Below are 12,839 nucleotides of genomic sequence, written 5' to 3' on the forward strand. Positions count from 1 at the left end.
CTGACAAGTGGGGGCCGTCCACATCATCACGACCAACCAAGCCGCAATCAGCGCGTTGTTCCGCGTCGTGAACCGATACGTCGGCAATCTGGCGCCGATGCCAGGGGTTTTTCCCGATTACAAGGCACCGATCGTGCGCAACGGAGCCGAGGGCCGCGAACTCGCCACGGCGCGCTGGGGAATGCCGTCGTCGTCAAAAGCGCTGATGGACGCCACCAAGAAACGAGCCGAGAAGCTGCAGGCCAAGGGCAAGACCGTCGATTTCAAGGAGCTGCTCAGAATGGAGCCGGATGGCGGCACGACCAACATCCGCAATGTGAAGAGCAAACACTGGGCGCGCTGGCTCGGCGTCGAAAATCGCTGCTTAATGCCGTTCAACTCGTTCAGTGAATTCAACAAGGCCGAGGGCGGCGATATTTGGTTTGCACTCGATGAGACTCGCCCCCTCGCCTGCTTCGCCGGTATCTGGACCAACTGGACGTCTGTCCCGAAGGTCAAGGAAGGTGAGACGACCAACGACCTCTTCGCGTTCCTCACGACGGAGGCGAACGCCGAGGTCGGCGCCATCCATCCGAAGGCGATGCCCGTCATCCTGACGACGCCGGACGAGGTCGAGACCTGGATGACCGCGGGTAGTGATGATGCCCTGAAGCTGCAGCGACCGCTTCCGGATGGATCGCTTCGGATCGTCGCTCGAGGTGTCAAAGAAGATCCGGCGGGATCCGTGACGTGACGGCGGCCGACATGGTACAGGGTGGCCGCGCGGCTCGGTTCATGAGCGCGCCCGCCCCGCAAGTCGCGCTTGCGAATGGTGCCAACCGGTCGGTGCAGTGTGCAGGGGCGTCACCTCTCGGCGCAAGCCACCGTTGCCCTTGTATCTTCTCGCAACCCCGAGTTAAGTTGGGAAACCTTTCAGAGCCGTATTTTCGATCACATCAATTCAGGGCATGTCGCGCATGAGAACTCTTTTTAGAATCGCTGGGTGCAGCACTACCCTGGCCGCATTGGTCTTTTCAACACTCACGACAGCCAACGCCGCCGACGATTGGACGATCAGCGGAATGGTGCTTAGCCCCAACGGCATCATCTCCGATGGCGCAATTGCCATCTCAAAGCAAATGATCGCCGCTGTGGGTCCGCGTGCGTCGATCCCGTCTTCTTCCTCGGCCGTCAAAGTCCCCGGCATAATCCTCCCAGGCTTCATCGATCTGCACGACCATCTGACATGGAACGTCTTGCCACGGTGGATCCCAGCGAGGAAGTTCAACAACAGATATGAATGGCAGGATACCGCAGAATACGACCGGGCCTTGGTGGCCCCACACAACATAGTGCTTGCTGACGCAGCCTGCGAAACCGAGATCTATGCAGAAATCAAGGCCCTTGCGGGCGGCGCGACGTCCGTCCTTGGTGGATTGCTTGCGGACGTCAAACATCCAGACAACGCGAAATGCGTGGCCGGCCTACCCCGTAACCTGGATACGGCTTCGGGCATACCGTTCAACAATCCGAACCCTGACCCGAAAGACTCCGTTTGCCCGACCGATGCGACGATCGACCGTACGGTGCTTGATGTCATGGAGAATGACGTCTTCCCGCTGGAATTGACGCATGGCCGGATGGACTTCCTTCTGTGCGAACTCAAAGCCGGGACACTGCGCGGGATGGTCGTCCACCTTTCAGAAGGCGCACCGACTGATTCCGCGGCTCATCGCGAATACACCATGCTGAGCAAGGAAATCCTGCGGCAGAAGGACTTGAAGACCGGCATCGAGTCCGCCATCGAGCGAGAAGGCCTGATCCTCATACATGGCACGGCGCTGCGCGATCTAGATTTCAAGGGCATGAAGGAAAGCAAGGTTGGCTTAGTGTGGTCTCCACGCAGCAACGATGAACTATACGGCTCGACGGTTAACCTCGCAGCCGCTCATCTAGCGGACATCGACATGGCAATTGCTCCGGATTGGAGCCCGTCTGGCAGCGCTGGGATGCTCCAAGAGATGGGCTACGCCGCGCGGCACTACGGCGTGAAGTCCGACGACCTTATCAAGATGGCCACATCAACGCCGGCGAAGATGGCGCGCATCTCAGACTATGTCGGTAGCCTTGCTCCGAGCAAGTTCGCGGATTTCGTCGTCGTCAACGTCACAGTCGATCCGACAAAGGCAACTGCCCTCGACCCTGTTGTTAAGGCCACTCCTGCCGACATTGCATTGGTCGTGGTTGGCGGCCAGCCAATCTACGGCGATCCTGCACTGCTGACCCAGCTGCTACCGACTGGAACGGCGGTTGATCAAGTGACCGTCTGCGGTGCAACGAAGGCTATCTATCTCGGCCAAAGCGAAGCAGGCGTACGCGGCTGGAGCGTGGCAGAAATCAAGAAGGCGCTAAATGCAGCTCTTGCGAAAGGAAGCTCGAGCCTGCCTGACATTGAGTGCGACTGATCACGTCATGGGGTCTTCACTCGAAGTCATTGCAGCATCGGTTGGTTCTTACAACGGTGCTTACAAGCAAGCGCTCAACTGATCTGTCGGAGGCAATCTCATGCGAAATGCCGTGCATATATATTGCGCCATTGTTGTGATGTCGCTGCTTGCGACGCTGGCCGCCGCTCGTGGCGACCAACTCACGTTTTCCACCTGGAAGGCGACGACACCGTTCGAGGGTCCTAGGACCTCGCATGCCGCGGCTCTTTTCAACAACAGGATCTATATCCTAGGAGGCCTGTATGCTTCGGGGAGCAACTTCACCCTGTACAACGATGTTCAAACTGCACTTTTAGGGAACGACGGTGCGATCTCTCAAGGAGCATGGGCGAAGACAACCCCCTTCGTCGAGCCGCGCTCGGGAATGGGCGTAGCTGTCCACAAGGGGTTCATCTACGTCGTAGGCGGCTTTTCGAATAAGGGGACGCGTGCCGACGCTCAGTACGCCCGCGTGATGCCCGACGGTATGCTTGGGTCGTGGACTACCAGTCCCAACCAGCTCGCTATACCTCGTTCTAATCTCGCGTTGCAGATATTCGCCACGACGTCGGGCACGAGCTATCTCGCGGCGATCGCCGGCGTCGGCGAGGTTGGCAAGGATACCGTTCATTTCGATACGATCGAGACCGCAGAGATCAATTCCGATGGCTCGCTCGGCCAGTGGAAACTATGTCCATTTCATCTCAAAGGTGGCCGTTCAGCTCCAGGCGTAGCTGTGAACAAAGGCGTACTTTATGTCGTTGGAGGATGGGGTGACCTGCTAATTGAAGACGTTTTTAGCGATGTCCAATATGCTCCAATCAGGGATGACGGCTGTCCTGACGCTTGGCACACCAATGCAGCCAGACTGAACATGCCGCTGTACGGTCATACAATGACTGTCACGTTAGCGGCTGGGAGGCCGTCGCTCGTTGTGCTCGGCGGTAATGCCGGACAGGGCAACTACTTTAACAACGTGCAATTTGCCCCCCTCGCGCCAGACAGTGAAACCGGGCGGTTTGTGTTCGACACACATCAATTCGCTGTGCCCCGCTGGGGCCAGGCCACAGTGCAATACAACAATTTTCTCTATGTTCTGGGTGGGTCGCAACGCGGAAATGGCAATTATCTGAACGATGTCCAGTTCACCGTCATGGGCAACCAGTAAGACTTCGCTCCCACTGAACGTGTTGCGTGCATCGCGTGTCACCTTCCACGGTAGACTAGAGATTTGCTGCCTTGGGTCCATGCGGAAGCGCCGCCCCACCCTCACTTGAGGGAAGGGAGCCGCCCCGTCGCGCGGGCGTCGGCCGGCGCTTTGCCCTCGCGCGCGCGGCAGTGCCCTCAGAAGTTTCGTGGGAATGCTGGGGAATTCGGCCGAGATGTAGACAAAGCGGCAGAGTGGAAGAATCAAAAGAGGCACTCGGAGAGCATGAAGCATTAGCGACCCGAAGGAGCAGCGGTCCGATTGCAGCGACGAGACCGGTTCAATAGCGGCACCCAAGAACGGGCAGCGATAGCGGTCGCCGCAGGCGGGCACCTTTCCCGGGTGCCCGGGCGACGAGCTCCTCAGTCCTTGCGCGAGGAATCGAAGCCGGATGGCCGAGACGCGAAGCGGCTCGGTTCATATGTGGACGGCCCCCGACTTGCAAGGATTGGCTCGGGCAGCATGCTCGGATCGCTTGCGCTCATATGTCCGGCCTATTATCGGGTCTTGCGACCACTGGCCAAGATGGGCTTCGCGGACAGTGAGCTCCAAACACGAGAGCGGCATTTGCTGCCGGTAAACCGAGCGGAGTGTCTCACATGACCGGCTCGCGCCGAACGTACCACCTCTTCCTTTCCTGCAAGTTCCGGCCCCAGCGTCAGATCTGCCCGTCTGACGCCAAGCTCTTTTTGTCGTTCAAGTCTATGTCGGCGTTGGCATCGGTACGGCGCTCGCAGGCCGGTACCGTTCGCCGCTGACCATCAGTTTCCAAGCAATCCGCGCCAGCTTGTTTGCTAACGCTATCGCCACCAGCTTTGGCGGCTTGCGAGCGATCATGTCTTTCAGCCAGGACCAAGGGCGACTCCCGCGTCGTCGCATATCCGCGATCACTGCCGTCGCGCCAGCTACCAAAACGGTTCGCAACATGCCGTCGCCGGCGCGGGTGATGACCCCGAGCCGATTCTTGCCGGCCGTCGAGTGATTCTTTGGCGTCAGGCCAAGCCACGCGGCAAAGTTTCTTGCCGACTTGAATCCGCGCGCATCCACGACCTTGATTGACAGCAGCGTCGCGCCGATCGGACCAATTCCTGGAATGGTCGCAAGTCTTCGGCTCATCTCGCTGCTCCGATGGAGTTGCATGAGCTTCTTGTCGAGCGTAACGATTTGATCATCGACGCGCGCCATTTCTGCAGCCAACGCCTCTATCAACTCCATCGCCAAGTCCGGGACTGTCGCATCAGCCCTAATATCGATCAGCAATTGCGGAAGCCTTGAAAGCCCCTTGGGCGCGGTAAAGCCGAACTCTGCGGCGTAGCCGCGGATCGAATTGGCGAGCTGGGTGCGCCTGCCAATGAACTGGTTGCGTACACGAGTCAGCATCTGTGCGCCCTGCTGCTCGGGACTTTTGATTGGCACGAAGTTCTTCTGCAATTTCGGTCGACTCGCGGCTTCGCAAATCGCCTCGGCGTCCGCCGCATCGGATTTCCCACGTTGCACGTACGGTTTGACATATTGCGGCGGGATCATCGCCACCTCATGCCCCAGCGAACGCAGCTCCCTCGCCCAATAGTGCGACGCTCCGCAAGCCTCCATCGCGACAAGCGTAGGCGGCAGACGGCCGAAGAACGCCAGAACCTGGCCGCGTCTCAACTTGCGTCGCAAGACCGGCTGCTCCATCCCGTCAACGCCATGCAACTGAAATACGCTCTTTGACGTGTCCAAACCGATACGAACAATCGTTTCCACGGGCGGCTCCTTCGTTTGAGGTCATCGACGACCCCATCCTGCCACGCAGACCGGCGGAAGGGGGCCGTCCACCCCAACACGAGAGCCCGCTGCGGCAGCAGCCGCACGCGCGCAAACGGAGCAACTCCGCCTAGATTAAACCCAGCGGATCTAGATTTCCTCGCGCGCATGCGTCTGCGCATCATAAATTCTGATCTGAAGCATGGGAAAACGCCTCTTGAGTTCTTCTCCACCTGCTCTGGCGCCGTCTCTGGTCGCAAATTCGGCTTTGAGTCGGCCGTCCACTTCAAGCCCATAACCAGAAGCCCGCAGTTCACGCGTGGCTGCAACCATTTCATTCCCATTGGTGAGGTAATTGGGAATGATGGGTAGCGTGAGTCGCCCAGACCACGCTAGAGCCACCTACGCAGCAGTGACGATCGGTCATCGCACGTTGTGGATCGATCCTCGCCGCGGAGCCCATCAAGGATGTGCATTTGCATCGGCTTATTTCCGTTGAATCGTTAGCTGCGAGACGTGCACCGGGCGAAGAGCTATCCACAGGCTCCAATGCCTCGCACGATCGCATCCGATAGAGTGCACTCAGGCGCGCACGGAGCGCGGTTTCATCTAGTGGCCATGAACATGACCGATCCCCTGACCCTGTCCGAAATGGCGGCTGTGCTCGAGCAATCGCCGGACTATCGCGTCTTGCGCCGGCTCATTCCGCGATCAGAATTCGCTACGAGCAACGGTGAAGCAGTCAAGACAGCTCTCCTGCTGGATGTCGAAACAACCGGCCTGAATCCGGCCCGCGATCAGATCATCGAGCTCGGAATGGTCAAGTTCGCCTACCTGCCGGACGGCCGGACTACCCGAGTTCTCGATACCTTCAGCTGCTTCAACCAGCCGTCGGCGCCCATCCCCGCGGAGGTTACGGCTCTCACGGGGATTACCGACGAGATGATCGATGGCCACAGCCTTGACCCGGATCGCGTTGCCGCCTTCGCGGCGGATGCTGTTGTCATCATTGCCCACAATGCCGCTTTCGATCGCAAGTTCATCGAGCGTTACTGTCCGTCGTTTGAATATCGAGCGTGGGCGTGCTCGGTTAGCGAGATTGAATGGCGCAATCATGGTTTCGAAGGTTCACGACTGCCCTATCTGCTGATGAAGGCGGGCCTGTTTCATTAGGCTCATCGCGCCGTCGATGACTGCCTCGCGCTCCTCGAGATCCTAGCCTTGCAGCTCCCCCATCACAATCGGACTGTTCTTTCCGTGCTACTGGAACGCGCGCGGCGCAAAACCATTAGGATCTGGGCCGAGCATTCGCCGTTCGAGCTGAAGGATGAACTTAAGCGACGCGGATATCGCTGGAGTGACGGCCCCGATGGACGGCCAAAGTCATGGTACATCGATGTCGATGACGGCGATCAAAACGAGGAAATCGAGTTCTTGCAAAAGACGATCTATCAGCGGGAGCTTGAACCGCGCATTCAGAGCCTGACTGCATTCAATCGGTTTTCCGTCAGGGTCTAGTGGGGCGCGGTGCTGCTCGATGCCGAAATCTCTGCGCGATCGGCAACAGGTATTGAGGGGATTGTAGGCACAACGCCGGATCAAACGCCTGCGTTGTGCCTATTCATCCGAGAGCGATTGTTCGGTCAGAGACGCTCACCAAACGTCGGGATCCCGATTTCGATTGATGTCCCTTCTACACTTCATGTAGGCATTGGGGCGACATTCCAAGTGCGAAGAGATGCGATCGCCAGATCGGCCTTCTTCAGCAATTGGCGCAGCGGCGGGCAATCAGGATAGTACCGGACGAGTGTAGCCTTAACCTCGTCAAGATTCACAATGTGCCGATCCCAGCTTGTGGGTACCACGGCGAGTGCGTCTCCCTCGGGAAGTTCGTGATAGTAGAGATCGAAAAACACGTCATCCGAAAGCTCGTCGCGCTTATATTCACACTGGACCCAGTTATCGAGCTCGCAGCGGATCGCGTCGACGCGTCGGTGAACTCCTGCGCGTGCTCTCGTCCCAATCAGGATCGACTTCAGCAGTCGCCCGACCAGTTTGTGCCCCTCAATCGGCATGCGCGTCTTCGACCGGCGCTGCGCTCCCGAAAGAAACATGCTATATGGGACCGGGTTGTTGGAGCCGCGCCGCTCGCCAGCTGTTTTGACCTCGCGCGCCTTGGCCTCGATCACCGCCGCCTGCCCCGGGCTGACGAAGGCTGGCACGATCGGCCTCGACTCGCCATCCCAGGCCGACGCCACGATGGGAGCCGGTGCGTCCGCCAATCGCGACATTATCGGCTCCAGCAGATACCCCTTGGACATATCGGCCAAGAGAGAGAGCGATGTCCCGCCGTCAGGGCGATACATTCCCTTCCAGGGCGAAGTCGCGACCACCCAACCGTGTCGGTCAGCCCATTCCTTCTGCTCGCGAGTGATGCTCTGGGCATAAGGCTCATTGGTGCGGATGAAGGTCTTCGCTGCGGGGTCGAACCACGCTGCATCGTGATCGGAGCCCGGCATCCGATGCTGGACTTGTCCTCGGGGGAAAGATCGTTTCGCCTTTGACGGGACCAATTGGGCCGCTTCAATAAACTGAACAGTCCTGGCGGCCTCGCACGCAGCCTCCCGCGCCGCCTCCTGCGACGACGCGGTATATGTGTCTGCGAGATGATCAGGACCTTCTCGGCGCATCGTACCCAGCCCCCGCGATGCTTTGTATTGCGCCGGCTCAACAAGCGCGTCCAGAGGTCTGCCCAGCGGCATTTTCAGGATCTCGCAGCCCGTAACCTTGGTCGTACGATCCCGCCAAAGAACGGAGATGTACAGTTCGGCCGACGGCCTGGGGGCTGCGAGGCTGTCTCCAAGCTTACGCAGTGCGTGCTTGTAATTTTCGAAGCCGGCCGCCTTTGATGCCTTGTCCAAGGCGACAGCATGCTTAATGCCGTCGGACTTCTTCAATCGCTTGGCGAGCTGCTTGATGCCCTCAATAGAGGACGGACGAATGTGATCGTTCGACACGTCAGGTCTCCCGGCCCTTAGCGAAGCGTCGCCCGTCAACCACCTCTCGAGCCCGGCATGACATGGCGGGAACGATTGATCTGGACAGTGCCTCAACGGCTTCGCTACGACGGGCGGCAGGCTCCTGCCGGGAGCCGACTCGAAATATACCACGACCGAGACCTTCGCGAAAGGATGCACCCAGGATCTGGCATGACCTCAGGTTGCGCTACTGTATTACCTCTCCTGGAGGGACCCGAGATCGTGGCAGTCTTAAACTGAGGGCACAGGTTGTGCGGCTCGGCCTGGGGAGAATGAATGCGTATCGTCTACTTGGAAGTAGAAAATTTCCGCGGCATCAAAAAGTTGAACTGGGCACCGTCCCCCGGCATGAATTGTCTCATTGGCCCCGGGGATTCGACCAAGAACGCCTATTTCTCGACCTCCCCTGGGCTTGTGTAGCCTTGTTCTCTCTCTACCCGAAAAGTCTCACACCGTTATTTCGTCGCGGCGGCGATGACATGGGTCTGCTGAAAGACGTTCGAAACTTCCTCACGCACTATGGAGGGAAGAAGACGCTTACAAAAGACTTCCTGTGGTCGCGAGACGCAGTCGTCCTGAAAGAAAAAGCGCACCTGTTCCTTGAGATTTGCCTGCTTGGCGCGATGGGCATGTCCGATGACGAAATCCAGGAGTTGGTCTCCAACTTCGAGCCTTACCTGGACTGGCGAATGGAGACTTCAATCGAGTTCATGAATGAGTATCTCAAAAACGCGGAAAGCTCTGCCCAGGCAACTGGTGCCCCCGGGTGAAACATGGACATGGACAAAGCTTTGGCTGAGCTAGATATCCTCCCGCTCATATCGGTCCGATTGCAGGTTTAGCGCTTTCGATAACTAAACCAATCATTGTCGGCTAACATTGACCCCAGATGGGGGCCCATTAGGATGCCGATCAGCCCCCGGACCCCAAGCCGCTACAACCTCTCGGCAAGGGGGCGATTCGTCCTATTTGTACGCCACAGCTACCCAGCAGCCATAGCCGCGCTTAGGATTTCTTTCTTGCTGGAGATGGCTGGGATCTTATCGCCTCAGACCGATCATGGTTCGGGGCAGAGGCATGCGCGGCAAGGACGAAAAGGCTCGGATCGAGGCATTTGGGTCTCCAGATGACAGCAAAATGCCGCTTGCCACGAAGCGCCGTCGCAAGAACCGTGGCATCCCGCCGCCCGCGACGTTCGATATCGATACACTGCCGGGCAGCTCTAATTTGACGGCATTGGAGGCAGCCGCGGTCATCCGGCGCACCCCCGGCGCCCTAGAGCAGTGGCGGCGCGATCCGAACCACCCGCTGAAATGGCGCTACGTCGATGGCCGGCCCCTTTATCGTGTCGATGCGGTGCGGGACTATCTGGCCAAGTGCGATAAGACGACTAGGACGCCTCGGCCGCATAATGCTCACGGAGACGGCCGAGCAGCTCGGCCTTGATCGGGTCAAGCGGATTCGTCCGCTGCAGGCGCACGATCTTCCCGATGCGTTTCGCGCCAACCAGCTCTGCAATGTAGTCGTGAGCCGCCTCGAACGCCATCTTGCGGATGATCCACTGTTCGTCGTGATTGTAGACTTGATCGATTCCGCTTGGCTTCTGCCCAACACACAACCGCTGGATTTCGTTGTCGTAGCCACAGCGCGACATGATGGTGCGCAAACTGCGCCTTAGGTCATGCATAGTGAACTTGGCAACGCCCGCTTCCTTGACCAGGCGGTTGACCATCTTGGTGAAGCCCGACATCTGCCCACCGGTCTTCGGTGACGGGAAGACATAGTCGGACGTCGCGCGCTGGAAATGTTTCGCGGCCGTGAGCACCTCGTCAACCAAGTGAGTGCGCGGCACATCGTGGTGCAACCCCATTTTGGTCCACGCCGCATCGAAGGTGATCCGGTCGTCCATGATGTGCTTACGCCACTCGATCATGGTAGGCTCGCTGCGGCGCGGGCCGCCGAGCAGGCACATGCGTGCCAGGAAACCGAAAGCCCCGAGCTTGCCGGATGCATCCCAGACCTTGATGATTTCTTCATCGGTCAGTGCGCGGCCCTTTGCTCGGCGCCCGACTCTCTGCGCACGGGTTTCTTTCGGCGCGCGATAGCCGGCGAGCACGTTGTGCTCGACGTAACCTTCGCCGACGCACCATTCGAGAAAAGTATGCACGTGCTTGCGCAAGTCCTTGGCTGCACCTCGCTTGCCAGTCTTTGCAATCTTCTCGACCGCAGCCATGATCTGCCGTCGCGTCAGGTCCCCCACGCCGCTCTCGGCGTGATCCTTGAGCCCGCGCCGCAGCGCCGACATTGCTGGCTTCCAGTTGACGACTTGGCGTTCGGTCAAAGACGCCTGGTAGGGACCATCTTCAACAATGAGGCTCGCGAGCGTGGTGCACTGCTTCTCGGCTGCCTGTTGCCGCCTCGCCTCGCGCTTCGCATCGTTAGGGTCTAAGCCCTTGACGACCTCGCCTGCGGCAATGGTGGCGGCCTTGCGCGCTGCCTTCTCATTATATTTGGGCCACGCGCCGAGGGTCTTGCGCTGGGTTCCCCTCACCCCCGGCTTGGTGAAGAGATAGACCCAGGTCCGGCCACCGGTGGCGCGCATGCGCAAGGCGAGGCCGGGCAGCTTGTCGTCGTGGAGATAATGCTGCGCCTTACCCGACGGCAGCGTTGCGTCGCGGATCACTGCATCGGTGAGTGTCAGCTGGTTGGCCGGCTCCGTCATGATTCCTTCCCTCTCTCTGTGCCCCCGCGCGCCCCGCAAGAAGGGCGGTCAGCCCTCGAACAGAACCGGGGCTCAGACCTTCCCCTTGCCGTGTGCCCGCGCAGGGAGAACCCACAGACCCAAACAGAACCGGGTCTCAGACCTCCCCCCGTTTTAGTGCCCCGGGGAAAATCCCCGGCGGGCACAACGGGGGCATACAAAATGTAGCAAGGTCAGCTATGGGCTCTTATGGGCAAATAGGGCCATAACCCTCGTCAATCAAAGGCATTTTTACATACTAACTATGGCCGGATTTGGTTGGCTCGGGTCTACGGATTGTGGTTCACACGGGAGAGGTCCAAGGTTCGATCCCTTGTGCGCCCACCATCCATCTTCCTGAACCCTCTGCCGGTTGCGAACGATCACCCAGGCCTGACGGCTGTCGGGGCCGTCTGATCAAAAATGTCGAAAACAACCCCATGCACAGTAGCCGGCATCAGTCGGATCAATGGGTTGCGCATTTTCCGAATTTCGATTGACGCGTCGGGCAAAACACCGGCATGATGGCATCATCCAAGGAGAGGCCCGCACCACCGAGCGACTAGCCCGCCTTGACACGCGAGAGGTCCATGGTTCGATCCCATGTGCGCCCACCATTGATCCTAGATTTCAAGAGTCGCTGAAAGCTCCCTTGCGAGGCGTGCGAACGTCCGCTTTGCCAAAAGCGGTCATTCACCCGAGGTCGGCTTTTGACCCAAAGCGGACATGCCGACCTCGGTCATCGCAATAAGCTGGGTTGGAGCTATCCTATTCACAGAACCTCGAGGACTATCATCTTTCGGTGGTCTTTGCGGGACAGGCGACTGGGACGTACATCGATATCGGCGCAGGGGCATCCGGTAGCTGAACTGTGCTTCGGAAGCTGGTAGCGGCGCAACCGCGCTTCAGACCCGTCCGTTGACCGGCAGCAGCGCGCCGGTAACGGCGCTGGCGGCGTCACTCGCCAGGAAGAGGATGACATCGGCGAGTTCCTTTGGCGCGACCCATTTGGAAGAATCGGCCTTCGGCATGCTGGCGCGGTTTGCCGCGGTATCGATGATCGAGGGCAGCACCGCATTGACGGTGATCTTGCCTTTCAACTCGGCAGCTAGTGACTCCGTCAGCTTATGCACGCCGGCCTTCGACGCCGCATAAGGACCCATGCCGGGGCCGGCCTGCAGTGCGCCCGTCGCACCGATATTGACGATGCGGGCCGCCCGCGAGTTGAGAAGATGCGGGATCGCTGCGCGCGAAGCATTCAGCGCGGTCTCGACATTGAGAGCATGCATGCGCTGCCAAACCTTGGGATCGCCGTCGGCAATGGTCTCGAAGGCAAATCCGCCAGCAATATTGATTAGCGCGTCGATCGCGCCAAAATGCGCGGCGGCGGCATCGATCGCCTCTTTCGCCTGTGCCGCATCGGTCAGGTCGATGCGGCCGAATTCGATCCGCTGGGCTGTTGCGGCGAACTGCGACTCAGCATGATCGATACCGGCGACTCGCGCGCCGCGCGAAAGGGCTTCCTCGGTGACCACCTTGCCAAGCGCGCCCAGCGCGCCGGTGATGATAAAGACGTTACCCTTCATGGCGGTCTCCGTGCGAATGAGAATGAATCGACGCCGCAATCACTATGGTCAGCAGAG

General features: G+C 59.2%; 11 protein-coding genes. 6 read left to right on the forward strand and 5 right to left on the reverse strand.

The annotated features are described in order from the left end of the window. The first annotated feature begins 55 nt into the window (after positions 1 to 55). The 3 genes from AB7245_RS38685 (at position 56) to AB7245_RS38695 (ending at position 3,633) form a co-directional block, all read left to right on the forward strand. Complete coding sequence (locus AB7245_RS38685; protein ID WP_439035562.1) at positions 56 to 733, forward strand: SOS response-associated peptidase; 678 nt, start codon at positions 56 to 58, stop codon at positions 731 to 733. A 223-nt stretch (positions 734 to 956) separates the two neighbouring features. After that, positions 957 to 2,444, forward strand: a complete 1,488-nt coding sequence (locus AB7245_RS38690) for an amidohydrolase family protein (RefSeq protein ID WP_439035563.1) — start codon at positions 957 to 959, stop codon at positions 2,442 to 2,444. 100 nt (positions 2,445 to 2,544) lie between these two features. After that, positions 2,545 to 3,633, forward strand: coding sequence for a hypothetical protein (locus AB7245_RS38695; RefSeq protein ID WP_439035564.1), 1,089 nt, complete (start codon positions 2,545 to 2,547; stop codon positions 3,631 to 3,633). A 741-nt stretch (positions 3,634 to 4,374) separates the two neighbouring features. Here AB7245_RS38695 and AB7245_RS38700 read toward each other — a convergent pair. Together AB7245_RS38700 and AB7245_RS38705 are read right to left on the reverse strand one after the other, a co-directional pair. After that, positions 4,375 to 5,418, reverse strand: coding sequence for an IS110 family transposase (locus AB7245_RS38700; RefSeq protein ID WP_007594558.1), 1,044 nt, complete (start codon positions 5,416 to 5,418; stop codon positions 4,375 to 4,377). A gap of 150 nt (positions 5,419 to 5,568) precedes the next feature. Further along, positions 5,569 to 5,751, reverse strand: a complete 183-nt coding sequence (locus tag AB7245_RS38705) for a hypothetical protein (RefSeq protein WP_439035565.1) — start codon at positions 5,749 to 5,751, stop codon at positions 5,569 to 5,571. A 291-nt stretch (positions 5,752 to 6,042) separates the two neighbouring features. On the opposite strand from AB7245_RS38705, the gene AB7245_RS38710 reads away from it, so the two are divergent. Beyond that, on the forward strand, positions 6,043 to 6,591 hold the full coding sequence (locus AB7245_RS38710; RefSeq protein WP_439035566.1) for a 3'-5' exonuclease: 549 nt from the start codon (positions 6,043 to 6,045) through the stop codon (positions 6,589 to 6,591). Between the two features lie 48 nt (positions 6,592 to 6,639). Further along, a complete protein-coding gene (locus AB7245_RS38715) occupies positions 6,640 to 6,936 on the forward strand; it encodes a hypothetical protein (RefSeq protein WP_439035567.1) in 297 nt (98 codons plus the stop codon). A gap of 182 nt (positions 6,937 to 7,118) precedes the next feature. On the opposite strand, the gene AB7245_RS38720 is transcribed toward AB7245_RS38715, so the two are convergent. Further along, a complete protein-coding gene (locus AB7245_RS38720) occupies positions 7,119 to 8,435 on the reverse strand; it encodes a DUF5623 domain-containing protein (protein WP_439035568.1) in 1,317 nt (438 codons plus the stop codon). Between the two features lie 500 nt (positions 8,436 to 8,935). On the opposite strand from AB7245_RS38720, the gene AB7245_RS38725 reads away from it, so the two are divergent. Beyond that, positions 8,936 to 9,226, forward strand: coding sequence for a hypothetical protein (locus AB7245_RS38725; RefSeq protein ID WP_439035569.1), 291 nt, complete (start codon positions 8,936 to 8,938; stop codon positions 9,224 to 9,226). A gap of 620 nt (positions 9,227 to 9,846) precedes the next feature. Here AB7245_RS38725 and AB7245_RS38730 read toward each other — a convergent pair. Then, complete coding sequence (locus AB7245_RS38730; protein WP_259216370.1) at positions 9,847 to 11,178, reverse strand: tyrosine-type recombinase/integrase; 1,332 nt, start codon at positions 11,176 to 11,178, stop codon at positions 9,847 to 9,849. A gap of 923 nt (positions 11,179 to 12,101) precedes the next feature. Continuing rightward, complete coding sequence (gene fabG / locus AB7245_RS38735) at positions 12,102 to 12,782, reverse strand: 3-oxoacyl-ACP reductase FabG (protein WP_085398751.1); 681 nt, start codon at positions 12,780 to 12,782, stop codon at positions 12,102 to 12,104. Positions 12,783 to 12,839: the final 57 nt, after the last annotated feature.

Source organism: Bradyrhizobium sp. 604_D8_N2_3 (genome assembly GCF_051810765.1).
Taxonomy (GTDB): Bacteria; Pseudomonadota; Alphaproteobacteria; order Rhizobiales; family Xanthobacteraceae; genus Bradyrhizobium; species Bradyrhizobium barranii.

Coding starts and splice junctions, on each gene's coding strand:
- AB7245_RS38705 (WP_439035565.1), bottom strand. CDS start 5,751: ATGGTTGCAGCCACGCGTGAACTGCGGGCTTCTGGTTATGGGCTTGAA.
- AB7245_RS38690 (WP_439035563.1), top strand. CDS start 957: ATGAGAACTCTTTTTAGAATCGCTGGGTGCAGCACTACCCTGGCCGCA.
- AB7245_RS38695 (WP_439035564.1), top strand. CDS start 2,545: ATGCGAAATGCCGTGCATATATATTGCGCCATTGTTGTGATGTCGCTG.
- fabG (WP_085398751.1), bottom strand. CDS start 12,782: ATGAAGGGTAACGTCTTTATCATCACCGGCGCGCTGGGCGCGCTTGGC.
- AB7245_RS38730 (WP_259216370.1), bottom strand. CDS start 11,178: ATGACGGAGCCGGCCAACCAGCTGACACTCACCGATGCAGTGATCCGC.
- AB7245_RS38710 (WP_439035566.1), top strand. CDS start 6,043: ATGACCGATCCCCTGACCCTGTCCGAAATGGCGGCTGTGCTCGAGCAA.
- AB7245_RS38725 (WP_439035569.1), top strand. CDS start 8,936: ATGGGTCTGCTGAAAGACGTTCGAAACTTCCTCACGCACTATGGAGGG.